The sequence below is a fragment of the Microbacterium sp. NPDC019599 genome (assembly GCF_040632175.1).
In the GTDB taxonomy this organism is placed as follows: domain Bacteria; phylum Actinomycetota; class Actinomycetes; order Actinomycetales; family Microbacteriaceae; genus Microbacterium.
Map to the genome: position 1 here is coordinate 14441 of NZ_JBEYBL010000001.1, position 25689 is coordinate 40129.

A 25689-nucleotide genomic window follows, 5' to 3' on the forward strand; every position below is an offset into this window, starting at 1 on the left:
GCCGATGAGCCCGGATGCCCGCTCGGTGTGGGGCTTCGACGCCATCGGGACGGTGTGGGAGATCGAGACCCCTCAGGCCCTGCCACCGGCTGCGCGGAGCGCCGTCACGGCGTGCATCGCGTCGTTCGACGCCGAGTGGTCCCGGTTCCGTCCCGACTCGGTCGTCTCCCGCCTCGCGGGCGGGGGCGCGGCCCCTGCGCCGGCCGATGCCGGCGCGATGCTCGGGCTCTACGCCGACCTCGCCGACGCGACGCACGGCGCCGTCAACCCGCTCGTGGGCGACGCGCTCGCGCGACGCGGCTATGACCCGGTGTACTCGTTCGCCGACCACGGACCGGCAGCCGCGCCGGCCGCCTGGCGCGGGATCCTGACGTGGTCCGCCGACGAGCTCGCCCTGAGCGAGCCCGCCGTCCTCGACGTCGGGGCGCTCGGCAAGGGCCGCCTCGTCGACCTCGTGGTTGCGGCCCTTGCGCCGTGGGCGGCGGATGACCTGGTCGTCGACGCCGGCGGCGATCTCGCGGTGCGCGGACCCGCGCGGCGCATCGGGCTCGAGCATCCGTACGACCCCCGTCGCGCCATCGGGGTCGTGGAAGTGACGGATGCCGCGCTCTGCGCGTCCGCGACGAACCGGCGTGCCTGGGGCGACGGACTGCATCACGTGCTCGACGCGCGCACGGGCGAGCCCGTCCGCACGATCGCGGCGACGTGGGCGATCGCGCCGACGGCGATGCGGGCGGATGCCGTCGCGACGGCGCTCTTCTTCGACGGCGGCCCTCGGCTCGCGCACGAGTGGGGCGTCGACTGGGTGCGCATGACGACGGACGGCCGCGTCGAGTGGTCGCCCGGCAGTAAGGCAGAGTTGTTCACGTGATCGGATCCCTCACGGCCCTGTGGAACCGCGTCTTCGCGGTGCTGGGGCGCGTCTCGATGTACCGCCTCGTCTATCTCGCGCTCGCGGCGCTCGCGGTCATCGCCTTCCTCGTGTCGTTCACGGGCTCGATCGCGCCGCAGCCGCTCGAACTCGTCGCGACTCTCGCCCTCCTCTCGGCCGTGTGCGCCGCGACGGATGCCGCGGCCCAGGCGATCCTCAAACTCCCGTGGCGCATCGAGTCGTCGCTCATCACGGCGCACATCCTGCTGTTCGTCCTGCGGCCGACGCTCGATCTCGCGGCGCTCGCGGGCATCGCGATCGCCGGGATCGTCGCCTCCGCCTCGAAGTACCTCCTCGCGTGGCGCGGGCGGCACATCTTCAACCCGGCGGCTGTCGGAGCGACGGTCCTCACGGTGCTGAGCATCTGGCTGCCCGGGCTCGGCGCGTCGTCGTGGTGGATCGGGACGCCGGTCCTGGCGGCGCCCGTCGTCATCCTGGGGCTCCTCGTCCTTCTGCGGACCGAGAAGGTCCGCGTCGTCGCCGTGTTCCTCGTCATCGCCGTCGTCGTCGCGTTCATGCGGGTGGCGGTGCAGTACCAGACGCTCGGAATCGAGTTCCCAGCCTCCGACGTGTTCTGGCAGATCCTGTGGGCTTCACCGTTCCTCTTCCTCGGCGCCTTCATGCTCTCCGAGCCGCTGACGCTCCCGCCGCGCCGCTGGCAGCAGTTCACGATCGCCGCCGTCGTCGGCGTCCTCGCCGGCTGGCCGATCTCCCTCGGCGAGATCACGCTCGGTCAGGAGCGCGCGCTCCTCGTCGGCAATGCCGTCGCGTTCGTCTTCGCCTTCTCGCTGCGCTCGGCGGTCCGCCTCTCGCTCATCGCGCGCACGGATCTCACGCCGACGGTGCGGCAGCTGACGTTCCGCACGCACAGCAGGCTCGCCTTCATCCCGGGCCAGTACCTCGAGCTCGAGGTGCCTCATCGCCATCCGGATGCCCGCGGCACGCGTCGCGAGTTCAGCATCGCGTCGGCGCCCGAGGATCTGCCTCAGCTCACCGTCGCCTTCCGCGAGATGTCGGGCCCCGGCGCCAAGCCGCAGTCGTCGTACAAGAAGGCCCTCGCCGAGGTGCAGCCCGGGGCCGGGCTCGCGGTCACGGGCGTGTGGGGCGACTTCGTCCTGCCCAAGCGCGGGACGAGCCCCGTCCTCATGGTCGCGGCCGGCATCGGCATCACGCCCTTCGCGTCGCAGCTGCGCCACCTGCGCCTCGCGGGCGAGGACCGGGACGTCGTGCTCGTCTACGTCGCGTCGGATGCCTCGGAGCTGGCCTTCCGCGAAGAGCTCGAGGCATCCGGCATCCCCGTCATCGTGTTCACGCGCGATCTGCCGAAGGACCTGCCGTCGCACTGGATGTGGGCGCGCGGCGTGCGCCTCGACGCCGACGGCCTCCTGCGGGTCGTGCCCGACATCGCGTCCCGCCACGCCTACATCTCGGGCGCGCCCGGCCTCATCGCCGAGCTCGCACCCGCGCTCGAGAAGGCGCGGTCGATCACGACCGACGCCTTCTCGGGCTACTGATCAGCCGGGCTCGAGGCGCTTGGTCTCGCTCCGCTCGCTCAACGACCGGGCCGGGTCAGGATGCCGCGGGGTCGGCGGGCCGCGCGGGCAGGCGCACCTCGAACGTCGTGTCGCCTGGCTGGCTGCGGGCGGTGATCGTCCCGTCGTGCGCTGAGACGATCGCGCTGGCGATCGACAGGCCGAGCCCCGTCCCGCCCGTCTTGCGCGCGCGGGAGCGGTCGCCCCGAGAGAAGCGCTCGAAGAGCTCGTCGCGGATGCCGGGATCGACGCCGGGCCCGTCGTCGTGCACGCGCAGGACGGCGTCGTGGCCGTCGCGCGCCACGCTCACCGTGACGACCGTTCCGGCCGGCGTGTGCGTGCGCGCGTTCGCGAGAAGGTTGGCGGCGACCTGGTGCAGGCGCGTCGAGTCGCCTGCGACGACGACCGGCTCCTCACCGACCTCCAGCTGCCACACGTGGTCGGGTCCGGCGGGACGGGCATCCTCCACGGCCTCGATCGCGAGCCTCGTCAGGTCCACGCTGCCGTAGACGAGCTCCTGCCCCTCGTCGAGGCGCGCGAGCAACAGGAGGTCCTCGACGAGCGTCGTCATGCGCAGCGACTGCGCCTGGATCCGCTCGAGGGACTGTCCCGTCGTCTCGGCGGTGTCCTCGAAGGGCATTCCGGATGCTTCGGCTTGACGGATCGCGCGAAGGGAGAGCTCCGAATACCCGCGGATCGACGCGAGCGGCGTGCGCAGCTCGTGGCTCGCGTCGGCGACGAACCGGCGCATGCGCTCTTCGTTGCGCTGGCGCGCGTCGAGCGACTCGCCGACGTGGTCGAGGAGCGTGTTCAGGGCGTGCCCGACGCGTCCGATCTCGGTGCGGTCGTCCGCCTCCTCAGCGGGCACGCGCTCGTCGATCGAGACCGCGCCCTCCGACATCGGCAGGGACGCGACGCGCGTCGCTGTCTCGGCCACCGCGTGCAGCGGCCGCAGTCCCGCGCGGACGATGAGCACGATGGCGGCGCCGACGAGGACGAGCCCGGCCGCCGTCACGACGAGGACGGCCGTCACGATCTGCGCGAGCGTCTTCTGCACCTCGCTCAGCGGCAGGCCGACCACGCCGACATACGACTGGAGCTGATAGGCGTAGACGCGGTACTCGCCGAGGCCGTCGATCGTGACGGAGTCGAGGCCGGGATGCTGGATCGCGTCGAGCACCTCGTCGACCTGAACGGAGGTCAGCTCCGTGACGGTGCCGTCGTCCTCGACCACGGCGCCCGTGGGCGTGCCGTTGAAGGGGCTCACCACGAACAGGGTGCCCTGCTGGCGCACTTCGCTCAGGACGTCGTACGCCGTGACCTCCGCGCCGGCGACGGGCGGGCCCTGCATGCGCGCGTGGGTCGCCGCGGTGACGTTCGCGACATCCTGCACCTTGGTGTCGAGGTTCTCCTGCAGGATCTGCCCGAGCGACGCGCTGATCGCGACGGCGATGCCGACGAGGATCAGGGCGACGATCGCCGTGATCGTCACCATGAGCCGCGTCTGCAGGCTCAGAGGCCGCCGTCCCCGCGACGGCGGCGGGGGAGGGGGCGCTTCCGTGGCGGTCATGGCCGTGGTCGTGATCGTCACTGGGGCGCTTTGATCATGTAGCCGACGCCGCGCACCGTGTGGATGAGCGGCTCGCGGCCCTGATCGATCTTCTTGCGCAGGTACGAGATGTAGAGCTCGACGACGCTCGAGCGCCCGCCGAAGTCGTAGTTCCACACGCGGTCGAGGATCTGCGCCTTCGACACGACGCGGCGCTGGTTGCGCATGAGGTAGCGGAGGAGCTCGAACTCGGTCGCCGTGAGCTCGATCTGCTCGCCGGCGCGCTCGACCTCGTGACTGTCCTCGTTGAGCGAGAGGTCGCCGACGCGGAGGATCGGCTCGGCGTCGCTTGCGAGCGCCGTCCCGGCGCGGCGCATGAGTCCGCGCAGCCGCGCGACGACCTCTTCGAGGCTGAACGGCTTCGTGACGTAGTCGTCGCCGCCGGCGGTGAGTCCTGCGACGCGGTCGCTGACAGCATCCTTGGCCGTCAGGAACAGGACGGGGACGTCGTTGCCGGACTGACGCAGCCGCTGCAGGACGGCCATGCCGTCGAGGTCGGGCATCATGATGTCGAGCACCATGGCGTCCGGATCGAAGTCGCGGGCGGCCTGGAGAGCCTGGAAGCCGGATGCCGCGGTGCGGACCTCCCAGCCCTCCATCCGCAGCGCCATCGAGAGCAGGTCGGTGAGCATCTGCTCGTCGTCGACGACCAGAACGCGAAGAGGCGAGCCGTCGGGTCGGCGCAGAGCGGGAGAGGGAGCTGTCACGGTCATGCCACCATCCTGAGCCGCCAACCTATGCGGTTCCTATGGCGAATCCTATGCGCCTCCTGTGAAACGGGCGACGCGATCGGGATGCCGCGTCCTCGCGCATAACCCACTCATAGGCTTCCCAGATCGGTCGCATCGACGGCCTCCATAGCGTCATCCCGACGGCCGGCCCCCTGCCTGCCGAGAGGAGACTCATGTACTGGACCTACCTGCGGCGGGAGCTGGCCGGCCGCAAGAAGCAGACGATCATCGTCGCGACGGGCCTCGCCATCGCGATCGCCCTCGTCATCATCGTCAACGCCCTGTCGGCGGGAGTGAGCGCCGCTCAGGCGCAGGCGCTCGAGTCGGTCTACGGCGTCGGCACGGACCTCACGGTGACGGGCGCGCAGGCCGAGCCGGGCGAAGGCGGCGGTCCGCGCTTCGAGTTCGACGAGGACGGCGGGGAGACCTCCGACGACGGCACGACGAACCTCAGCCAGTCGCGCCTCATGACGGACTTCATGCGCGGCACGCTCGAGTCGTCGACGGTCGACACGGTGGCCTCCGTCGACGGGGTGGAGGCGGCATCCGGAGCCCTCTCCCTCACGAACACGACCTTCGACGGCGAGCTCCCGCAGCGGCCGACGGAGGGCACCGACGGCCAGCAGCCCCCGCAGGACGGCGCGCAGCAGGGCGGCGGCCAGGGCGGTTTCGGCGGCGGCTCGTTCGACGTCGATGCGTTCAGCGTCCTCGGCATCGACTCGGCGAACACCGAGGTGGGCCCGCTCTCGGCCGTGGACGTCGTGGACGGCCGAGCCCTCGACACGTCCGACGCAGGACAGTTCGTCGCCGTGCTCGACGAGACGTACGCGACCTCGAGCGATCTCGCCGTGGGCGACACGATCGACGTGGGCGGCACCGACATGGAGATCGTCGGCATCATCTCCTCGACGGGCAGCTCGGCCGACACCGCGGCGAACGTCTACATCCCGCTGGATGTCGCGCAGGACCTCTCCGGCGCCGGCGACGTCGTGTCGACGGTGTACGTGCAGGCCGAGTCGGCCGACCAGATCTCGGCCGTGCAGTCGGCGATCGAGGCCGAGCTGCCCGACGCGACGGTGAGCTCGCAGTCCGACCTCGCCTCGACCGTCTCGGGGTCCCTGTCCAGCGCGACGTCGCTCATCACGAACCTCGGCACGTGGCTGTCCATCATCGTGCTGGCCGTCGCGGTCGTGCTGGCCGTGCTCTTCACGATCTCGGGCGTCTCGCGCCGCACGCGCGAGTTCGGCACCCTGAAGGCCATCGGCTGGTCCAACGGCCGCGTCGTCGGCCAGGTCGCGGGCGAGTCCGTCGTGCAGGGGCTCATCGGCGGCGCCATCGGCCTCGTCGTCGGACTCGCGGGCATCTTCGCGATCAACGTCATCCAGCCCACGATCTCGTCGGCTCCCGCAGCGCAGGACGGCTTCGCCGGCGGCCCCGGAGGCGGAGGCTCCGGCGGCGGGATCTTCCAGGCGATGTCCCAGACCGCGACGGACATCGTCCTCACCGCACCCCTCACGCTGTGGGTCGTCGTCGCCGCCGTCGGTCTCGCCGTCGCGGGCGGACTCATCGCGGGAGCCTTCGGCGGGTGGCGCGCCGCGCGCCTGAGCCCCGCCGAAGCGCTGCGCTCGGTGGCCTGAGGCCATGAACACCATTCCGCAACAGTCACCCACGACAGGAGATCCAGCCATGACGATCATCGACAGCTCGCCCGCCGAGCTCAGCCCCGAGGCGCCCGTTGCGCCGATCTACCGGCTCACCGGGGTCACGCGCACCTACCAGCAGAAGGACCGCATCGTGAAGGCCCTGACGGGCGTCGATCTCGAGATCGCCGCAGGCGACTTCGTGACGATCCAGGGCCCGACCGGCGGCGGCAAGTCGACGCTGCTCCAGCTCCTCGGGGCCCTCGATCGCCCCTCGACCGGATCGGTCGTCATCGGCGAGACGGATGCCGCGACCGCCTCGAACGCGCAGCTCGGACGCCTGCGCGCCGAGGAGATCGGGTTCGTCTTCCAGGGCTTCAACCTCATCCCGACGCTCACGGCCCACGAGAACGTCGACATGGCGCTCGAGCCGCTCGGCCTGTCCAAGGCGGAGCGCCTGGCGCGGGTGACCGAGGCGCTCTCCCACGTGGGCCTCGCAGACCGCGGCGACCACCGGCCCGGTGAGCTGTCCGGCGGTCAGCAGCAGCGTGTCGCGATCGCCCGGGCGATCGTCAAGCGCCCCCGCGTGCTGCTGGCCGACGAGCCCACGGGCAATCTCGACGAGCACATGCGCGACGAGATCCTCGCGGTGTTGGAGTCGCTCAACGCGGAGGGCCTGACCCTCATCGTCGTGACCCACGACTCGGCGGTCGCCCGCCGCGCCCGTCGCCGTCTGCGCCTGGACAAGGGCACTGTCCGCGACATCACGCGCGGCTGACCGCCCCACCTCCCGCGAGACTTCACGAACGGGGTGTGCGACGGCGTGTCGTGCCCCGTTCGTGAAGTCTCGCGATCCGACGGGAGGCCTAGGGTGGCCTCGTGGCGGTGATCGACGCGGGCGTCTATGTCGGGGGAGCGCGGGCCGGGGGTCGCCTGGGGGCCGCACAGGCGGTCGAGCAGGCGCGCGCCGCGGGCGGCATCGCGTGGATCTCGCTGAGCCGGCCCCGCCCCGAGGAGCTCCAGCAGCTGGCAGAGCTGCTCGATCTGGACCGGCTCGCCGTCCGCGACTCCCTCAAGGGCCACCAGCGCAGCAAGCTCGAGCGCTACGGCGACCTGCTGTTCGTCGTCCTGCAGCCCGCGCGCTACTTCGACGACCGCGAGACGGTCGAGTGCTCAGAGGTGGACCTCTTCGTCGGGCCCGATTACGTCGTGACGGTCGACAGCGACGATCGCATCGACGACGAGGCGGTCCGCGCGAAGCTGGAACAGCATCCCGAGATCCTGGCCAAGGGCCCGCTCGCGGCGCTGTGGGCGATGGTCGAGCACATCCTCTTCGAGTACGGGCCCGTACTGGCGGGCGTCGAGAACGACATCGACGAGATCGAGGACCAGCTCTTCTCCCACGGCGAGGGCGTCTCGCGGCGCATCTTCAAGCTCCAGCGCGAGGTCATCGACCTGCAGCACGCGACCTCGCCGCTGCCCGGGATGCTCGTGCGGGTGCAGGACGAGCTCGGGGATGCCGCGGAGAGCGCGACGGCTCCGGCATTCCACGAGGTGGAGGATGCCGCGCGCCACGTGACCGATCGGGTCGACGCTTTCCGTCGCACGCTGGAATCGGCCCTCGGCGTGCATGCGACGCTCGTCGAGCAGGCCAACAACGACGCGATGCGGCGCATGACGGAGCACAGCATCACGCAGAACGATCAGGTCAAGAAGGTCTCGTCGTGGGCTGCGATCCTCTTCGCGCCGACGCTGGTCGGCACCGTGTACGGCATGAACTTCGAGTACATGCCCGAGCTGGACTGGCCGTGGGGCTACCCGATGGCACTCGGGCTCATGGCCGTCACGAGCGTGACCCTCTACCTCATCTTCAAGCGCCGCGGCTGGCTCTGACCGGCACCGGGTCGAGCGCCGCCGCGAGGTCGCGCAGCGAGATCGAGTAGACCTCGATGCGCCGGTCCCCGACGCCGATCGGGATCCAGAGGGTGTCGCGATGGGCGATCGCGCCGCAGGAGTAGACGACGCGCGGGACGTATCCGGCGGCCATCTCTCCCTCGGGCCGGAGGAGGGGCGTGCGCGTACGACCGATGATCCTCGACGGGTCGTCGAGGTCGAGCAGCAGCGCGCCGAGCGAGTAGGTCCGCAGCGGTCCGACTCCGTGGGTCAGGACGAGCCATCCCTCCGGCGTCTCGATCGGCGAGCCGCAGTTGCCGAGCTGGATGAGCTCCCACGGCTCCTGGGGCGCGCAGATCCGCCCGAGGTCATCCCACACGAGGCCGTCCTCCGAAGCCGCCAGCGAGATGTCCTCGCCGCCGAGACGCGTCAGGGCGAGGTGACGACCGCCGACGAGGCGCGGGAAGAGCGCCATGCCCTTGTTGTGAGCGCCCGTCCCGCTCAGCCGGTGGAACGAGAACTCCACGAGGTCGGGCGACGTGATGAGCCGCGGAGCGATGTGCTTGCCGTCGTACGCCGTATACGTGGCGCGGTACGTCGGGGCGCCGTCCCCGTCGATGAAGCGCACGAAGCGGGCGTCCTCGACGCCGTGGTCCTCCTCCGGTCTGACCGGCATGAGCGTGCGCGACGACAGCGGCGACTCAGGGGGGAACGCGGCGGCGTAGGCGGACAGGCAGGCTTCGCGCAGCCTTCGCATCGGGCCTGCGCTGCTGGGGCGCACCGCCAGCGCATAGGGGAGACCCTCGATCGCGGCCTCCACGTCGGCGTGACCGAATCGCTCGGGGAGGGCTGCGAGCACGGCGTGCGCGATGTCGCTGGCCCCGACGCCGTCGCCGTCCGCGACGACGTGGGCGAAGTGCGCGCGTGACCACTCGCCCGCCGCGACGCGCGGCCGGATGAGGGGCCTCTCGCGCTCGCCGAAGGTCCACGACCCGTCGGCGCCGATCACCGCCTCGGCGAAGCCGATCGACGAGATGTGTCCTTCCCCGATGCAGCGGAGCGATAGCGCGACCCGCAGCTCGCCGGCCGCAAGCCCGTCCTGCGCAGGGTGCGGCACGGCGCTCGGGTTGCACAGGGCCGCTCCCTCGACGGCGAAGTCGGCCGTGAAGACCGAGCCGATCACGAGCTCCTGGTCGCGGGTCAGTGACCCCTCGCCGGCGCCGCGGTCGACGACAGCCTCTGCGTGGGCCACGAGCGTCGCCTCGACATCGCCGTGCTGCGACGCGAACTCGGCGACGACCTGCCGCGCCGTCGCGGCGAGCTCGTCGGGTGAGAGGGTGAGGACGCGCGCGACGATGCTCTCGGCGCGCGCCTCGGACGACGCCGGATCCTCGCCCGGAAGGAAGAACCGGGTCACGACGCGCCCCGGGTCGTGTGCGAGGTGCGCGTCGTGACCCGTGAGTCTCATCGGACTGCCGCCGTGATCACACCCAGGCGTCGCGCCTGCTGGAAGGTCCCGAGCATCGCGAGCGTGGACTCGGCGCCGCGGTTCTCGTTGCGCCCCGCGCGCGTGAGACCGTCGAACCCGGCTCCGGTCTGCGGGTCGAGCATGGGGATGCCGGTGTCGTTGTCCCCCTCGAACCACGCCCACGCCATCGCCACTCCTTCCCTCCAGGCCGGATCGCCCGTCAGGTCGAAGGCCCTCGCGCATGCATCCGCGATGGCGGCGACCTCGATCGGCTGCTGATCGAACTGCGGGCTGCGCTCGCCGCGACCCCGTCCGCGCGTTCCCGTGACGGAGAGATGGCCGTCGCTCGTCTCGACGTCGAGGAGGAACTGCAGCATCCCGAGCCCGTGGTCCACGAGTCCAGCATCCTCCAGCCCCGCTCCGGCCGCGAGCAGCGCCTCCGGCAGGGCGGCGTTCGCGTAGCGCAGGCGCGGCTCCGGCCACGGCCAGCGCGGATCGGCGCCCGGGCGGATGACGCCGGCGGCGCGGCGCAGGAGATGCACGGCGCGGTCGTCGCCGGGGCGGACCCGCAGCACCTCGACGGCGCCGAGCGCCGCGAACGCGATCGCTCGCAGATAGGTCGAGCGAGCGGACGCGGCGCGGTGGAACGCCGCGAGCGCACGCGCCGCCTCGGCCTCGTCGGGCAGTCGCGCGGCGGCGACGCCGAGCGACCAGAGGGCGCGGCCCCACCAATCGCCGACCGCCGGCACATCGGTGAAGCGTCCGTCGCGGGCCATGCGGTTGCGGACCCGTCCGCTCGGCGCGACGGCGGCCTCGACGAACGAGAGGCACAGGCTCACGACGCCGCGCACGTCGGGCCGGGAGTCGGGCTCGCGCGCGAGCACGATGAGCGCGCGCGAGACGTCGTCGACGCAATAGCCGCCGCCGCGGCGGGGCTCGTCCCGGAGCGCGTGCTCGAAGACGCCGCGCTCGTCGGTCAGCGCCCGAAGGTGGGCGAAGACGGGGCGGTCATGCCACGGCGTCATGCCGCGCGCACCGCCCGCACAGTGCCTGCGAGGTCGCGGAAGCGCTCCGCGACCACGGGCCACGTCCAGCGCGGCGCGTGCCGGGACGCGGCGGTCCGCAGGCGCCGCGTGTCGTCGTCCTGTTCCAGGATCGCCCGCAGCGCCTCTGCCATCGACGCGGGGTCGCCATGCGCGGCGATCAGTCCCGCGCCGTCTCCGAGCAGTTCGACCGCATGCGGGAAGCCGGTCGCGACGACCGGGATCCCGGCGGCGACGGCCTCGGCGAGCACGCCGGAGGTCGCCTGCTCGGTCGACTCGTAGGGCAGGAGCACGACATCCGCCGTCGCTACGAGACGGTCGAGCTCGGCGGCATCGAGGTAGCGATCCTCGAGCATCACGGAATCCTCCAGGCGGAGTTCGCGGATGACGCTCGCGAGATGCTCCCGGTACTGCTCGCCCTCCGTCGCCCGCACCTTCGGATGCGTCTGGCCCGCGATGACGTACTCGACGTCGAGGTCCCGCAGTCTGTCGAGGGCGCGGATGCCCCATTCCAGGCCCTTCCCCCGCGAGATGAGCCCCCACGTGAGGATCCGCCGCCGCGCAGACGCGCCGTGGGCGGCAGCGGCCTGCTGCGGCACGGCCACGCCGTGCGGGATGACGACGACCTTCGCCGAGGCGACCCGATACGTCGAGAGGAGGACCTCCCGCGCGTTGTTCGTCATGACGACGACGCCGGCGGCTCTCGCGCACACCCGCTCGAGGACCACCCGCTGATGCTCCGACGGCGAGGGGAGCACGGTGTGCAGCACCGCGATGACGGGCACGCCCAGCATCCCGAGCAGTGTCACCACCTCGTCCCCGTCGGGGCCGCCGTAGATGCCGTACTCGTGCTGGATGATCGCGACATCGCACGCGTCGAGGGCGGACGCCGCCCTCCGCATGCTCGCGGGGTCGCCGGCGACGAGCTCAGGACCGGCGGACCGCGCCGATTCGCGCCCCCGTGGGATGTCGTCCGCCGGCCCGTCGACGGCCCGCACGATGAGCGCGGTGTCGCGGCCGGAGGCCGTGAGCGCGGTTTCGAGCGCGTGCGTGAACGTCGCCAGACCGCACCTGGTGGGGGGATAGGTCGAGAGGATGCCGAATCGGGTCATGAGCGCCTTCTTGTCAGTGCGAGGGTCTCGCCTTCATCAAGTCCGGCGTGCGCGCGGCACTCCCGTTCCGCGCAGGGCCATTGAACACCCGTTCCGCGCGACGTCATCGACCCTTGACAAATCGCGGGTCCTCCAGGACCGACCGATAGACGTCGAGATACTCGCCGACCATCCGATCGACGTGGAATCGCTCCCGCGCACGAGCCCGCACGATGGTGCGGTCCAGTCCCACGGCGCGGTCGACGGCCGCGATCGCCTGCTCCCGACCGTCCACCACGAATCCCGTCACGCCGTCGTCGACGACCTCGGGCATGGATCCCCGCCGGTACGCGATGACCGGCGTGCCGCACGCCATGGCTTCGACGACCGAGAGGCCGAACGGCTCGTCGAACGCGATGGGATGCAGGAGCGCGGCCGCCGCGCCGAGCACCGCCGTGCGCTGCGCCGGACCCACGGAGCCGAGGTGGATGACGCGCTCCCCGTCGATCCACGGCTCGACCTGCTCGGCGAAGTACGCGGCATCCTGCACGATCCCGCAGATCACGAGACGCCGACCGGCGGCCGCGGCGATGGCGATCGCCTCGGCGGTTCCCTTGTCGGGATGGATGCGCCCGAAGCTCACGAGGTCGTCGCCGACGGGCGGCAGGTCGTCGAACTCCGCGAGATCGATGCCGTGATGCACCGTGGCGACGTAGTCGAGCTCGGGCGATCGATCCGCGTCCGAGATCGAGACGAACGCCGATCGCGAACGCGCGTAGGCGGGAAGTATGCCGGAGCCGGAGAACCCGTGGATCGTCGTGACCACGGGTGCCTGCCACGACCGGTCGAAGGCCAGGGGGAGCCAGTCCAGCTGGTTGTGGACGAGGTCGAACCCGCCCGAGCGGACCAGCGCATGCGCGACGTGCAGCGCCTCCCACACGCGACCGTCCATGGCGTCGTCCTCGGAGTACCCGTGCGGTGCGACGGCCTCCAAGTGCGCAGACGTGACGGAGTCCGCCGTCGCGAAGAGCGTCACGTCGACGCCTCGCCGCACGAGCCCCTCGGTCAGGAGGCTCGTGACGCGCTCCCACGGACCGTAATGCACGGGCGGGGTCCGCCACGCGATCGGTCCGAGCATCGCTACCCGCACGTGGTCCGCCCTTCCGAGGTCGCCGCCGACGGGCCGACGCTAGAGGGCCCGTGCGGATGCCGCCACCTGGTTGACAGCCGGGCTGCCCGCATGTCGGCGGATGCCGGTAGCGTGCCCGATATGGACATCACGCCGCTGCGCACCGCTGTGTCAGGATCCGTGCTCGCCGCCGGGGAACAGGGGTGGGACGGGGCCCGCGCCTCCCACGCGGGAGTCGGAAGGCCGGAGGTGATCGTGCGGGTCTCCTCCGTCGACGACGTCAGCGAGGCGGTGCGCTTCGCCGCGGCATCCCGACGGGTCGCGGTCGTCCGTGCCGGCGGCCACAGCGCCTGGTGCACGCTGGACGACGGCATCCTGATCGACCTCACGGCCCTCGACGCCGTCGAGGTCGTCGAGGATCCGGACGGCGGAGCGCTCGTGCGTGTCGGCGGGGGAGCGCGGTGGGGCGACGTCGCCGACACACTGGCCGAGCAGGGCCTCGGGATCAGCTCGGGCGACACGCGCTCGGTGGGCGTCGGGGGCCTGACGCTCGGCGGGGGGATCGGCTGGATGGTCCGAGCGTGGGGCCTGGCGGCCGACCAGCTCGTCGGCGCGCAGGTCGTGACGGCCGAGGGCGAGCTGGTCGAGGTCTCCGAGTCCTCGCACGCCGAGCTGCTGTGGGCGCTGCGCGGCGGGGGAGGCAACTTCGGCGTCGTGACGCGGTTCGACTTCCGCGCGCACGATCTGCCGGCGGTCGTGTCGGCGACCCTCGGCGTCTCCGGCGACGCACGCCCCATCCTCGGGGTGCTGCGCGACGTGCTCGCGACGGCTCCGCGCGAGCTCACGGTGACGTACATGGACGTCCCCGCCATGGACCCGAGCGCTCCGGCGGGGGCCTCGATCGTGGCGTGCTGGATCGGCGACGACGAGCAGGCGCTGCGCTCCGCTCTCGCGCCGCTGCTCGCGCTCGACGCCGTGACCGAGGTCGACCTCAGCGTGCGCGCGTACCCCGAGATCCTGCTCGACGCGCCCATGCCCGACCCCGAGCAGCCGCTTCCGGGCTTCATCGGCGGCAACACCCTCGTCGTCGACCTCGACGACGAGCTGATCGACGGCCTCGCGGCCTTCCGCGAGGGCACTCCGGCGTCGGTGCTGTTCCTGCGCTCGCTCGGCGGCGCGTTCGGCGAAGTGGCGCAGGATGCCACGCCGTTCCCGGCTCGTGGGGCGACGTGGTTCGCGATGGCGGGCGCCTTCGACATCCCCGGCATGGTCGACGATGCGCGGCGTGCTGAGCTGCAGGCCGCGTGGGCCGACCTCGAGGCGCGTGGTGCCGGCGTCTACGGCAACTTCACGACGACGACCGATCCCGCCTTCGCGGCCCGGATGTATCCGCCCGAGACGATGGCGCGCCTGGTCGCCCTCAAGGCGCAGTGGGACCCGCGCAACCTGTTCTCGCGCAACCACAACGTCGTCCCCGCCTGATCGGCGGCGGATATGCGAAGAGGCCCCGGTCGCCCGGAGCCTCCTCGTGTGTCACGGTCAGTGCGTGTCTTCGGCTTCGATCTCGGTGCGGTCGCCCGACCACAGCGTGTGGAAGGTGCCTTCCTTGTCGATGCGCTTGTAGGTGTGCGCACCGAAGAAGTCGCGCTGGCCCTGGATGAGGGCCGCGGGCAGGCGCTCGGCGCGCAGCCCGTCGTAGTACGCCAGGGACGATGAGAAGGCGGGGGCGGGGATGCCGGAGCCCGCGGCCGTCGACACGATCCGGCGCCACGCGCCCTGCGCGCGCTCGAGCGCCTCGACGAAGTACGGCGCCGTGAGCAGGACCGCGAGGTCGGACTCGGCGGCGTAGGCGTCGGCGATGCGGTTGAGGAACTGGGCGCGGATGATGCAGCCGGCGCGCCAGATCTTCGAGACGGCGCCGAGGTCGATCTGCCAGTCGTACTGGGCGGCGCCCGCGCGGATCTCGTCGAAGCCCTGCGAGTAAGCCACGATCTTCGAGGCGAACAGGGCCAGGCGCACGTCCTCGATGAACGCGTCGGCGTCGTCGACCTTCAGGGCCTCGGAGGGGCCGGGCAGGCTCGTCGAGATCGAGCGCTGCTCCGGGTGGCTCGACAGCGACCGCGCGAAGGTGGCCTCGGCGATGCCTGAGACGGGGACGCCCAGGTCGAGGGCCGTCTGCACCGTCCACGCGCCGGTGCCCTTGGCGCCGGCCTGATCGAGGATGACGTCGACGAGCGGCTTGCCCGTCTCGGCGTCGTTCTGGCGGAGCACCTCGGCGGTGATCTCGATCAGGTAGGACTCCAGCTCGCCGGTGTTCCACTCGGCGAAGACCTCCGCGATCTCGGCGGGGGTCTTGCCCGTGCCGCGGCGGATGAGGTCGTAGGCCTCGGCGATGAGCTGCATGTCGGCGTACTCGATGCCGTTGTGCACCATCTTGACGAAGTGGCCCGCGCCGTCGTGGCCGACGTGCGTGACGCACGGCTCGCCCTCGGCGACCGCCGCGATCCCCTTGAGGATCGGGCCGAGGGTCACCCACGACTCGTCGGGGCCGCCGGGCATGAGCGACGGGCCGTTGAGCGCGCCCTCCTCGCCCCCCGAGACGCCCATGCCGACGAAGTTGACGCCGGTCTCGCGGACGGCCTTCTCGCGGCGGATGGTGTCGGTGAACAGGGCGTTGCCGCCGTCGACGATGATGTCGCCCGGCTCGAAGACCTCCAGGAGCGAGTCGATGACAGCATCCGTCGGACGACCGGCCTTGACCATGATGACCGCGGTGCGGGGCTTGGTGAGCGAGGCGGCGAACTCCTCGTACGAGAACGAGGGGACGAACTCGGCCTCGGGGTGCTCGGTGACCAGCTCGTCGGTCTTCGACCGGCTGCGGTTGTAGACGGCGACGGTGTTGCCCTCGCGCGACGCGAGGTTGCGGGCCAGGTTCGAGCCCATGACGGCGAGGCCCACGACGCCGATGTTGGCGGTCGGCTGCGCAGCCGCAGGACCCTCGGGCGTCGGCGCCGGGCGCTCGACCTCTTCGATGGGAGGTGCGCCCTCGTGGGCGGTGGTCGCCTCTTCGGGGGCCTGCTGCTGGTCGGTGGAGACCTTCGTCTGGACGGCCGGGTCGGTATTCGAAGTGGTCTCAGACACACGTGCTCCTTGGGTGAAAAGCGCAGGGGTTGACATCAAGCCTAGAGTCTGGCGCACCGGTGTTACGCGCCGTGGGCAGGATGCTCACGGCCGCCGGGCGCGGATTGTGAGGGGTCATGGACCCCGCTCCTCGATGAAGCGGCGCGTGACGGCGATGTCGCGATCGCCGAGGCCTGCCGCGACGAGCTCGTCGAATCCCGCGCGGACCGCAGGCAGCACGACGGGCGACGTCGCGGTCTTTTCGGCGACATCGGTCGCGAACCGGAGGTCCTTCACCATGTACTTCGCCGCGCCGCTGGGGGAGTCGTCGCCCGTCACGAGCCGGTCCTTCCGACTGGTCAGGACGTTCGAGCCTGCATAGCCGCCGTCGAGCAGGTCCCACAGCGTGCGCGGGTCGATGCCCGAGCGCTCCGCGAGCACGGTCGCCTCGCCGAGCGCGAGGATCGTCGCCGCGACGATGAGCTGGTTGCACGCCTTCGCGACCTCTCCCGCGCCGAGCGGTCCCAGGTGAACCGGACGTCCGCACGGCCGCAGGAGCTCGGCGGCCCGCGCGGCGTCCTCGGCCCCGCCGCCGAGCATGATCGACAGCGTCCCCGCCGTCGCCCCGTCGACGCCGCCCGACACAGGACAGTCGACGACGCGGATGCGGCCGTCGGACACGGCGCGGAGCCGGTCGGCGAGCGCGCGGACGCCGGTGGGGGAGGACGTCGACCCGATCATGACGAGCAGCTCGTGCGCGCCCGCCAGCAGGCCGTCGGGCCCTTCCAGCAGCGCCTCGAGCTCCGGCAGATCCGGCAGCATCACGAGAACCGCGTCCACCTCACGAGCGAGGTCCCGGGGCGTCGCGGCCCAGACGGCTCCCGCGTCGATGAGGCCCGCGTGCCGCCTTCGACCATGCACGACCAGCCGCCCGCGCGCGGCGAGGAGGCGTCGGGCCATCGGCTCGCCCATCGCGCCGAGCCCGATCACGCCCAGGATGCCGGGACTCGAGATGCCGCTCGCTTCGTCGTCGCGCGTGGGGAGGGTGCTCATCCGTGAAGCATACGACATGGCCATTCTGAAGGACAGTGTTCAACCGGCTGAACTCACGGTAGAGTGGAAGGACTGACCCCGAGGAAGGGATCCCGATGATCGACTCAGTGAAGACCGCCGTCGAGGTGGCGACTCTGCGCGTCGTGGCCGCCGTGCCGCTGCGCGAGGACCTCTGCGCGCTCATCGAGCGGCTCGAGCCCCGCGTCGAGGTCATCCGCGACCACACTCTCATGCGCCCCATGCGCGGGGCGGCCGACTGGTCCGGAGACCCCGGCTTCGTGCGAACGCCCGAGCAGCAGGCGGCCTTCGACGAGATGATCGACTCGGCGGACGCCCTCTTCGGCATCCCGGATGTGGATCCCGCCGCGCTCGCCCGGACCGTGGCCGCCAATCCACGCCTGCGCTGGGTCATGACCACGGCGGCCGGCGGCGGCAGTCAGATCAAGGCGGCCGACCTCGACCGCGAGGCGCTCGACCGCATCGTCTTCACGACGAGCGCGGGCGTTCACGGCGGCCCGCTCGCCGAGTTCGCCGTGTTCGGCGTGCTCGCCGGCGCGAAGGGTCTCCCGCGACTCCTGCAGGATCAGCGGGAGGGGGCGTGGCCCGACCGATGGGAGATGCGTCAGCTCGACGAGCTCACGGTGCTCGTCGTCGGGCTCGGCGGGATCGGGGCGGAATGCGCGCGCCGCTTCAGCGCCCTCGGCGCGGAGGTCTGGGGCACGAGCCGGTCCGGCACGCCGGTGGACGGCGTCGACCGGCTCATCCCGCTCGACGAGCTGGAGTCGGCCGTCGCCGATGTGGACGCGATCGTCGTGACGCTGCCCGGCACGGAGCAGACGCACCACATCATCGGCGAGCGGGTGCTCTCGGCCGTCAAGCCCGGAGCGATCCTCGCGAGCGTCGGGCGCGGCACGGTCATCGACGAGGCGGCGCTGCTGCCCGCGCTCGACGACGGACGCATCTCGTTCGCTGCCCTCGACGTCTTCGAGGTCGAGCCGCTCCCGCCGAACTCTCGACTCTGGTCCCATCCGAGCGTTCTCCTGAGTCCGCACACAGCCGCTCTCAGCAGCAAGGAGGAGGAGCGGATCGCGCGGCGCTTCGCCGAGAGCGCGACACGGCTCCTGGATGGTCGCGCCCCCCGAGGCAGGGTGGATACGGTCGAGTTCTACTGAGCGCGCGCGAACCGCGCAGCTCCAAGCGAAGGGACTGCGATGAGCGACGACCAGGACGACCGACTGGGCCGTGATCCCGCTCCCGCAGTGACGCGCAGCATCCGTCTGCTCGAACTGCTCGCGCAGTCGAGCGGCCCGATGACCCTCACAGAGCTCGCCACTGCTCTCGGGCTGGCCAAGTCGTCGACGGCGAACCTGTGCCTCGCGCTCGAGGCCTCCGACATGATCGAGCGTGTCGCGGTGGGTTTCCGGCTCGGACGCCGCACTGCGCAGCTCGGCGGGGCCTTCGCGGCGCAGTTCCAGCAGGTGCGGGAGTTCTACTCGGTCTGCGACGCCTCGCCGGTGCTCCGTCATGAGCTGGTGCAGGTCGCGATGCTCGACGGGACGAATGCGCTCTACCTCGCGCGACACGAGGGCGGGGCGAGGGTGCGTCTCGGCACGCCGCTCGGCTCACGCCTGCCGGCGGCGCTCTCGGCGACGGGGCGGGCGCTGCTGATGGGCTTCGAAGATGCTCTCGTCACCGAGCTCCTCGCCGACCAGGCTCCCTTCCCCCAGCTCACGGAGCGGTCCCCGAGCGACCTCCCCGCTCTTCTGGAGCGTCTGGCCGCCGCGCGCGAGCGCGGGTGGGCGCTTGATGCCGAGGAGTCGTACCCCGGGATCGTCGGCGTCGCGGTGCCGCTGGATCCGTGGGCTCCCGGCGATCCGCGTCTCGCCCTCGGGGTCGGCATGTCCGTCGCGGAGGCCGACGACGCGCACATCCAGCGGGTCGCGGCCGCGCTCTCGGAAGCCGCCGAGGCCTTGACCAACCCCTTCAGCGCTGCCGCCCGGAAGAGCGCTCGCTAGGAAGTTCTGTTCAACATATTGAACTCTGTCCATCGGGTTGGTATCGTGAGGACATCGCCACCTCGGCGATGCCGATCGAAGGAGATGGCATGAGCAGCGTTACCCCCGACCTGGCACCGATGCCGACCGACGACCCCGAGTACGCGGCCAATCTGCGCCGCGCGACGCTCGCATCGAGCATCGGCAGCGCACTGGAGTACTTCGACTTCGCGCTGTACGGCTTGTCGACAGCACTTATCTTCAACGTCCTGTTCTTCCCGCAGAACGACCCGGCGATGGCGACGGTGGCGGCATTCGCGACCTACGGCGTCGGCTTCCTCGCGCGTCCCTTCGGCGGGCTGTTCTTCGGAACGCTGGGTGACAAGCTCGGCCGCAAGTGGGTGCTGGTCATCACGATCCTGCTGATGGGCGGAGCCTCCACCGCGATCGGGCTCCTCCCGACCTACGAGGCGATCGGCATCCTGGCCCCGATCCTCCTGGTCACGTGCCGACTGCTGCAGGGCTTCGGAGCCGGTGCCGAGCAGGCAGGTGCGACGGTCCTCATGGCTGAGTACGCGCCGGTCCGGCGCCGCGGGTTCTTCTCCGCGCTGCCGTTCATCGGCATCCAGGCCGGCACGCTGCTCGCGGCGCTCGTCTTCAGCCTTATCACACTGCTTCCCGAGGAGCACCTGCTCACGTGGGGCTGGCGCATCCCGTTCCTCGCATCGTTCCTGCTGATCCTCGTCGCCCTGTTCATCCGGATGCGCCTCAAGGAGACGCCGACGTTCATCGAGCTCGAGAAGAGCGAGCAGATCGCAGAGCACCCGATCAAGGAGATCTTCACGAGAGGACTGCCGGGCGTCATCGTCGGCATCGGCCTGCGCATGGCCGAGAACGGCGGCTCGTACATGTTCAACACGCTCGCGCTGGCCTTCTTCGTCTCGATGATCGGCGCGGACGCCGACCGGAGCCTCCTGACGTGGGGCGTCACGCTCGGCTCGCTCATCGGCATCTTCTCCGTGCCGATCACGGGCGCCCTGTCCGACCGGTTCGGTCGGCGCACCGTGTACCGCTTCGGGGCCGTGTTCCTGCTCCTCTACTCGTTCCCGGCCTGGTGGTCGCTGTCGCTCGGCAACTACTGGCTTGCGATCGCGGTCGTCGCCGTCGGCATCGGCGTCGGGGTGAACTCGATGCTCGGACCGCAGTGCGCGATGCTGCCCGAGCTGTTCGGCAACCGTCACCGCTACCTCGGCGTCGCCATGGCCCGCGAGCTCTCGGCAGTCCTGGCGGGAGGTCTCGCCGGCGTCCTCGGTGCGTACCTCATCGCGGTGAGCGGCGGCAACTGGCTCCTGCTGGCGATCTACATGGCGACGCTGGCGGTCATCACGACGGCTTCGACCTTCCTCGTTCCCGAGACGCTGCGCCGCGACCTGCTCCGCCGGGACGACGCCGTCAAGGTCTCGCGCGACGAGGTGGGCGACGACGTGAGCGCGACGACCGTCACGATCCGGACCGTCGAGTGGTGACGGCCCTGTTCGGCCTCGAGGGCCGGGTGGCGCTCGTGACGGGCTCGAGCCAGGGCATCGGCCGGACGCTTGCGGAAGGCCTGGCCGAAGCGGGGGCGACCGTCGTCGTGCACGGGCGGGACGCCGCGAAGGCGGCACGCACGGCGGACGACATCGCCACCGCCACGGGCCGCCCCGTCTCCAGCACGGTGTTCGACGTCACGGACCCCGCCGCCGTGGATGCCGGCATCGGCGCCCTCGAGGCCGAGCACGGGGCCCTCGACATCCTCGTCAACAACGCGGGGATCCAGCGCCGCGCGCCGATAACGGAGTTCACCGACGCCGACTGGGACGACATCGTGACCACGAACCTCTCGAGCGTCTTCTACGTCGCTCGCCGTGCGGCCCGCGGAATGGTGGCGCGGGGATCGGGCAAGCTCATCCAGATCGGCAGCGTCCAATCGCAGCTCGCTCGACCCGGCATCGCGCCGTACTCGGCCACGAAGGGGGCCATCGCGATGTTCACGAAGGGGCTCTGCGCCGACCTCGCGCCGCACGGCATCCAGGCCAACGCCCTCGCCCCGGGGTACTTCGACACCGAGCTCACGAAGGCGCTCGTCGCCGACGAGCAGTTCTCGCAGTGGGTGCGCGGGCGCACGCCCGCCGGCCGCTGGGGCCGCACCCGCGACCTCGTCGGCGCGCTCGTCTTCCTCGCGAGCGCCGCGAGCGACTTCGTCAACGGTCAGACGATCTACGTCGACGGTGGAATGACGGCGGTGGTGTGATGCGGATCGGGCGCGTGATGACGGCGGACGGTCCCGTCCACGTGCGGGAGGCCGGCGACGACCTGATCGAGATCGCCGATCCCTACGCGGCCTTCGCGACGGGGCAGTCCCCGGCCGACGCCGGGGGAGCGGTCGACGGGGAGCTGATCGCACCGTCGCAGCCCGTTCTCGTCGTCGGCGTCGCCCAGAACGGCCCGTCGCACGCCTCGCCCGTGCAGGCGTGGCTGAAGAGCCCGCGCGGCGTCGTGGGGAGCGGCATCCCCGTCACCCTCCGACGGGATGCCGGCACCACGGTCGCCGAGGGTGAGATCGCCGTCGTCATCGGGCGCGACACCGCGGGGCTGACAGCATCCAACGCCCACGAGTACGTCCTCGGCGTCACCGCCGTCGACGATCTCTCGAGCCCCGACCGCGGCGCGTCCGACCCGCGCAACTTCGAGTCGAAGGCCGGGACAGGCTACACGCCGCTCGGGCCGTGGATCGACACCCAGGCCGACATCGACACCGTGACGCTCGCGCTGCGGGTCGACGGCACGACCGTCGGCGAGACGGATGCCGCGGCTCTGCCCGTCTCGATCCGCGAGTGCCTCGCCTACATCGCGTCGTGGGCGCCTCTGGGCCCGGGCGACGTCGTCATGACGGGTGCTCCCTTCACCAATGTCCCGATCGAGCCGGGGGCGGTGGTCGAGGTCCAGGTCGGGAACGTCCTGCTCGTCACGCCCACGCGCTGACGAGAGGAGTCCGCCATGTCCAACATCGGTGTCGTCGCCCATGCGGCAGGAGATCTGCGGGTGTCCGACCTCCCCGAGCCCGTGCCCGCGCCGGAGGAGGCGATCGTCGAGATCGCGTACGGCGGGGTGTGCGGCTCGGACCTCCACTACTGGCGCCACGGCGCGGCGGGGCTCTCGGTCCTCCGCGAGCCCATGCTCCTCGGTCACGAGGTCTCCGGGACGGTCGTCGCGCCGGCGGCCGACGGCTCGGGACCGGTCGCCGGCACGCGTGTCGCCGTCCACCCGCTGACGCCGCACGGCGACGGCGTCACCCCGTGGCCGCAGGACCGCCCGAACCTCGCACCGGGCTCGACCTATCTCGGCTCCGCGCTGCGTCTGCCGCACACGCAGGGCGCGTTCGTCCACCGGGCGGCACTGCCGTCGCGGATGCTGCACCCGGTCCCCGACTCCCTCAGCCTCGCGCGGGCGGCGCTGGTCGAGCCGGCCGCGGTCGCCTGGCACGGTCTGGAGCGCGCCGGAGACGTGCGCGGCAAGCGCGTCGCGGTCATCGGCTCCGGGCCGATCGGACTCCTGGTCACGGCCGTCGCGCGCCACCACGGCGCCGCCGAGATCATCGCGACCGACCTCGAGCCGCTGCCGCGCCGCATCGCGGAGTCGCTCGGCGCACGGACTCTCGACGCTCGTGACGCGGAGGCGATCGCGGCCCTTCACGCCGACGTCGTCGTCGAGTCCAGCGGCACAGTGCCGGGCCTCGCCGCGGCGATCGAGGCGGCAGCTCGCGGAGGCACCGTCGTCATGCTCGGACTGCAGCGTCACGGGTCCGTCGAGGCGCCGCTTGCCACCGCGATCACACGTGAACTGAGTCTCGTGGGGTCGTTCCGATTCGGCGCCGACCTCGAGCCCGTGATCGCGGCGCTCGCCGACGGCAGTCTCTACGTCGAGGGGATCGTCACCCACGTGCTCCCCGTGGCCCGCGCTGTCGAGGCGTTCGAGATCGCGGGCCAGGCAGCGGCATCCTCGAAGGTGCTCATCGAGTTCGACTCGGCCCGCGTGTGACGGAGCGGGTCGTGGATGCTGTCGTCGAGGCGGTCGGCGCTCAGTTCTTGCGGTACGCCTGACGCCCCATCGACCAGAACGCGAAGACCGTCAGGACGCCGCCGACAGCGGCCAGGGCGCCGATGAGCCAGAGGACGACGTGGGATGCGAAGCCGTAATCCATGGGGACCTCCGGTCGGGGCGAGTGGGCGCTCCTCATCGTAGCGGGGCGGGCGCTCATGGTTGCTCGAGTGATCTCGAGGGCGCTTGTCCGTGGCACGCCCCCGCTCACTGGTAGACTTGCCGACTGAACTTCGGCGAGGGATGCCTCGCACCGGCCCGACGGCCGGATGCGGCATCCGTGATCGACGCGGTGATCAAGGCTCACGGCTTTCCTCACGCGCACGCGTTCGAGTCGAATCCAGACCCCATACGCCAGGCTTCGCGCCTGAACTGATACGGGCCCGTGCGCCCGCAAGGAGAACCATCATGTCGACCGAGACCGACACCAAGGTCCACGCCGAGCTTCGCGAGAACTTCGGCAAGGGCTACGCCCGCCGCCTCCGCGCCGCCGGCCAGATCCCCGCGGTCATCTACGGCCACGGCACGTCGCCCGTCCACGTGGCGCTCCCCGGCCACCAGGTGTCGCTGCTGGTCCGCCGTGCCAACGCGGTGCTCGAGCTCGACGTCAACGGCAAGGAGCAGCTCACGCTGGTGAAGGACGTCCAGAAGGACCCGGTACACCAGATCATCGAGCACATCGACCTCCTCGTCGTGAAGAAGGGCGAGAAGATCCAGGTCGACGTCCCGATCGTCGTCGTGGGCGAGCCCGCCGGTGACGCCATCGCGAACCTCGACGCCACGAGCGTCGCGCTCGAGGTTGAGGCCACGCACATCCCCGAGCACATCGAGCTCGACGTCGAGGGCCTCGAGGACGGCACGCACGTCACCGCCGCCGACCTGAAGCTCCCCGCGGGCGCGACGCTCGCGGCCGAGGGCGACCTCCTCATCGTGGCCGTCGCGGTCCCGTCCGCGGCCGCCGTCGAGGAGATCGAGGCCGCCGACGAGGCTGCCGCCGCCGAGCAGGCCGACGAGGCCGAGCCCACCGAGGCTGCCGCCGAGTAAGACCACTGAGTCGGCGAGGGGGTGCGGGATGCCGCACCCCCTCGTCGCATTCCGGCGCAGGTCGCCGGATCGGGGAGGATGGAAGACATGGCGGACGCATGGCTGATCGTGGGCCTCGGCAATCCCGGGCCGCGGTATGAGCTGACGCGTCACAACGTCGGCCAGCTCGTCGTGGACGAGCTCGCGGCCCGCCGCAACGAGCCGTTCAAGCAGCACAAGGCGAACGCTCGCGCCGCCGAGACCTGGCTGCGCCCCGGCGGCCCCAAGATCATCCTCGCGAAGCCCAACTCCTTCATGAACGTGTCGGGCGGACCGGTGGCCGGCCTTGCGAAGTTCTACGGCATCGAGCCGGACCGCGTCGTCGTCGTCCACGACGAGCTCGACATCCCCTTCGACACCATCAAGCTCAAAGTGGGCGGCGGTCACGGCGGGCACAATGGCGTCCGCGACGTCGCGAAGGCTCTCGGGACGGCGGAGTTCCCTCGCGTGCGTGTCGGCATCGGCCGCCCCTCGGGTCGTCAGGACGCCGCGGACTGGGTGCTCGATCCCTTCGGCGCCTCGGAGCGGAAGAATCTCGGCGTCCTCGTGGGGGACGCCGCCGACGCCGTCGAGCAGCTCATCGACGAGGGCCTGCTCGCGGCCCAGCAGAAGCACCACTCGCCCCGCTGAGTCCGTCCGGGCGTCAGCCGCCGATGCCGGAGCCTGCGGACAGGCCCATCGTCAGGAAGACGTTGAGCGCGATGGCGAAGGCGATGGGGGCCGCGATCGCGAGGACGACGGCGGCGATGCCGGCGCGGCGACCGCGATCCGTCACGAGGGCGACGATGCCCTGCACGAGGGTCCAGAGGCCGAGGATCGTGCCGGCCCAGAAGGCCGACTCGCCGAGCAGCACCCAGTCGCGGACGGGGGAGAGGATGCTCCAGTCGAAGTCCGCCGTCAACTCTCGTGAAGCGAGCTCGCGGCCGGCGCCGAGGCCGATCTGGAACGCCGCGATCGACACGACGATCGTCGAGAGCGCGAAGGCGAGGATGCCGGCCACGAGTGCGACGCGGCCGACGGTGTTGGTGCGGGCAGGGGAGGAGAGCGGTCCGCCGTAGGCGGGCCGGCGCGCGACCGTGGGGGATCCGGCCGGCGGCACCGGGGATCCGGCGGGCGCGGTCGCCGGCTGCCTCGGCGGAAGCGGCGGCCACGCGGGCGCGGGCGTCGGCTGTGCGGCCGCAGGCAGCGGCGGTCGCGGCGGGAGGGGGTCGCTCACGCACTCATCCTAGGAGCCG

At 71.5% G+C, this 25689-nt stretch carries 24 protein-coding genes; 14 read left to right on the forward strand and 10 right to left on the reverse strand.

The window, feature by feature from the left end; genetic code table 11:
* Window positions 1-4: 4 nt before the first annotated feature.
* On the forward strand, window positions 5-871 hold the full coding sequence (locus ABZ477_RS00050) for an FAD:protein FMN transferase (RefSeq protein WP_360125988.1): 867 nt from the start codon (window positions 5-7) through the stop codon (window positions 869-871).
* Window positions 868-2445: an FAD-dependent oxidoreductase gene (locus ABZ477_RS00055; RefSeq protein ID WP_360125991.1), complete on the forward strand. Its 1578-nt coding sequence runs from the start codon at window positions 868-870 to the stop codon at window positions 2443-2445. Before ABZ477_RS00050 ends, ABZ477_RS00055 begins: the two co-directional genes overlap by 4 nt.
* Window positions 2446-2500: 55 nt before the next feature.
* Here the strand turns inward: ABZ477_RS00055 and ABZ477_RS00060 are convergent, their stop codons facing one another.
* Together ABZ477_RS00060 and ABZ477_RS00065 are read right to left on the reverse strand one after the other, a co-directional pair.
* Window positions 2501-3958, reverse strand: a complete 1458-nt coding sequence (locus ABZ477_RS00060; RefSeq protein WP_360125994.1) for a HAMP domain-containing sensor histidine kinase — start codon at window positions 3956-3958, stop codon at window positions 2501-2503.
* Between the two features lie 92 nt (window positions 3959-4050).
* Window positions 4051-4785 (reverse strand): response regulator transcription factor, encoded by a 735-nt coding sequence (locus ABZ477_RS00065; protein WP_360125997.1) that lies wholly within the window; start codon window positions 4783-4785, stop codon window positions 4051-4053.
* Between the two features lie 191 nt (window positions 4786-4976).
* Here ABZ477_RS00065 and ABZ477_RS00070 point away from each other — a divergent pair, with 191 nt between their 5' ends.
* The 3 genes from ABZ477_RS00070 (at window position 4977) to ABZ477_RS00080 (ending at window position 8336) form a co-directional block, all read left to right on the forward strand.
* A complete protein-coding gene (locus ABZ477_RS00070) occupies window positions 4977-6440 on the forward strand; it encodes an ABC transporter permease (protein ID WP_360126000.1) in 1464 nt (487 codons plus the stop codon).
* A 49-nt stretch (window positions 6441-6489) separates the two neighbouring features.
* Entirely contained in the window at window positions 6490-7221 is a 732-nt protein-coding gene (locus tag ABZ477_RS00075; protein ID WP_360126003.1) for an ABC transporter ATP-binding protein, read from the forward strand.
* A 101-nt stretch (window positions 7222-7322) separates the two neighbouring features.
* Complete coding sequence (locus ABZ477_RS00080) at window positions 7323-8336, forward strand: magnesium and cobalt transport protein CorA (RefSeq protein WP_360126006.1); 1014 nt, start codon at window positions 7323-7325, stop codon at window positions 8334-8336.
* On the opposite strand, the gene ABZ477_RS00085 is transcribed toward ABZ477_RS00080, so the two are convergent.
* From ABZ477_RS00085 to ABZ477_RS00100, 4 genes are all read right to left on the reverse strand, one after another.
* Complete coding sequence (locus ABZ477_RS00085; protein WP_360126009.1) at window positions 8314-9804, reverse strand: glycosylase; 1491 nt, start codon at window positions 9802-9804, stop codon at window positions 8314-8316. The genes ABZ477_RS00080 and ABZ477_RS00085 overlap by 23 nt on opposite strands.
* A complete protein-coding gene (locus tag ABZ477_RS00090; RefSeq protein ID WP_360126012.1) occupies window positions 9801-10829 on the reverse strand; it encodes a glycosyltransferase in 1029 nt (342 codons plus the stop codon). Before ABZ477_RS00090 ends, ABZ477_RS00085 begins: the two co-directional genes overlap by 4 nt.
* A complete protein-coding gene (locus ABZ477_RS00095) occupies window positions 10826-11959 on the reverse strand; it encodes a glycosyltransferase (protein ID WP_360126015.1) in 1134 nt (377 codons plus the stop codon). Before ABZ477_RS00095 ends, ABZ477_RS00090 begins: the two co-directional genes overlap by 4 nt.
* A gap of 103 nt (window positions 11960-12062) precedes the next feature.
* Window positions 12063-13076 carry a glycosyltransferase family 4 protein gene (locus ABZ477_RS00100; RefSeq protein ID WP_360126018.1) on the reverse strand — a complete coding sequence of 338 codons (1014 nt, stop codon included), beginning with the start codon at window positions 13074-13076 and terminating at the stop codon, window positions 12063-12065.
* A gap of 132 nt (window positions 13077-13208) precedes the next feature.
* On the opposite strand from ABZ477_RS00100, the gene ABZ477_RS00105 reads away from it, so the two are divergent.
* Complete coding sequence (locus tag ABZ477_RS00105) at window positions 13209-14549, forward strand: FAD-binding oxidoreductase (RefSeq protein WP_360126021.1); 1341 nt, start codon at window positions 13209-13211, stop codon at window positions 14547-14549.
* 57 nt (window positions 14550-14606) lie between these two features.
* Here ABZ477_RS00105 and gndA read toward each other — a convergent pair whose 3' ends face one another.
* Together gndA and ABZ477_RS00115 are read right to left on the reverse strand one after the other, a co-directional pair.
* A complete protein-coding gene (gene gndA, locus ABZ477_RS00110) occupies window positions 14607-16100 on the reverse strand; it encodes an NADP-dependent phosphogluconate dehydrogenase (RefSeq protein WP_360127847.1) in 1494 nt (497 codons plus the stop codon).
* Window positions 16101-16322: 222 nt separating this feature from the next.
* Window positions 16323-17240, reverse strand: coding sequence for an NAD(P)-dependent oxidoreductase (locus tag ABZ477_RS00115; RefSeq protein WP_360126024.1), 918 nt, complete (start codon window positions 17238-17240; stop codon window positions 16323-16325).
* A 95-nt stretch (window positions 17241-17335) separates the two neighbouring features.
* Between ABZ477_RS00115 and ABZ477_RS00120 the strand changes: the two genes are divergently transcribed.
* The 6 genes from ABZ477_RS00120 (at window position 17336) to ABZ477_RS00145 (ending at window position 23311) form a co-directional block, all read left to right on the forward strand.
* Window positions 17336-18412: a D-2-hydroxyacid dehydrogenase gene (locus ABZ477_RS00120; RefSeq protein WP_360126027.1), complete on the forward strand. Its 1077-nt coding sequence runs from the start codon at window positions 17336-17338 to the stop codon at window positions 18410-18412.
* A 39-nt stretch (window positions 18413-18451) separates the two neighbouring features.
* Window positions 18452-19255 (forward strand): IclR family transcriptional regulator, encoded by an 804-nt coding sequence (locus ABZ477_RS00125; protein WP_360126029.1) that lies wholly within the window; start codon window positions 18452-18454, stop codon window positions 19253-19255.
* Between the two features lie 89 nt (window positions 19256-19344).
* The gene (locus ABZ477_RS00130) at window positions 19345-20760 is read left to right on the forward strand and encodes an MFS transporter (RefSeq protein WP_360126032.1); all 1416 of its coding nucleotides are present in this window, start codon (window positions 19345-19347) and stop codon (window positions 20758-20760) included.
* Window positions 20757-21524 carry an SDR family oxidoreductase gene (locus tag ABZ477_RS00135; RefSeq protein WP_360126035.1) on the forward strand — a complete coding sequence of 256 codons (768 nt, stop codon included), beginning with the start codon at window positions 20757-20759 and terminating at the stop codon, window positions 21522-21524. The genes ABZ477_RS00130 and ABZ477_RS00135 overlap by 4 nt, the downstream gene beginning before the upstream one ends.
* A gap of 17 nt (window positions 21525-21541) precedes the next feature.
* Window positions 21542-22255, forward strand: coding sequence for a fumarylacetoacetate hydrolase family protein (locus ABZ477_RS00140; protein ID WP_360127850.1), 714 nt, complete (start codon window positions 21542-21544; stop codon window positions 22253-22255).
* Between the two features lie 15 nt (window positions 22256-22270).
* On the forward strand, window positions 22271-23311 hold the full coding sequence (locus ABZ477_RS00145) for a zinc-binding dehydrogenase (protein WP_360126038.1): 1041 nt from the start codon (window positions 22271-22273) through the stop codon (window positions 23309-23311).
* Between the two features lie 40 nt (window positions 23312-23351).
* On the opposite strand, the gene ABZ477_RS00150 is transcribed toward ABZ477_RS00145, so the two are convergent.
* Window positions 23352-23474, reverse strand: coding sequence for a hypothetical protein (locus tag ABZ477_RS00150; protein ID WP_360126041.1), 123 nt, complete (start codon window positions 23472-23474; stop codon window positions 23352-23354).
* A gap of 305 nt (window positions 23475-23779) precedes the next feature.
* On the opposite strand from ABZ477_RS00150, the gene ABZ477_RS00155 reads away from it, so the two are divergent.
* Window positions 23780-24415: a 50S ribosomal protein L25/general stress protein Ctc gene (locus ABZ477_RS00155; RefSeq protein WP_360126044.1), complete on the forward strand. Its 636-nt coding sequence runs from the start codon at window positions 23780-23782 to the stop codon at window positions 24413-24415.
* Window positions 24416-24502: 87 nt separating this feature from the next.
* Window positions 24503-25084 (forward strand): aminoacyl-tRNA hydrolase, encoded by a 582-nt coding sequence (gene pth, locus ABZ477_RS00160; protein WP_360126047.1) that lies wholly within the window; start codon window positions 24503-24505, stop codon window positions 25082-25084.
* 13 nt (window positions 25085-25097) lie between these two features.
* Here the strand turns inward: pth and ABZ477_RS00165 are convergent, their stop codons facing one another.
* The gene (locus ABZ477_RS00165; protein WP_360126050.1) at window positions 25098-25670 is read right to left on the reverse strand and encodes a hypothetical protein; all 573 of its coding nucleotides are present in this window, start codon (window positions 25668-25670) and stop codon (window positions 25098-25100) included.
* Between the last annotated feature and the right edge of the window lie 19 nt (window positions 25671-25689).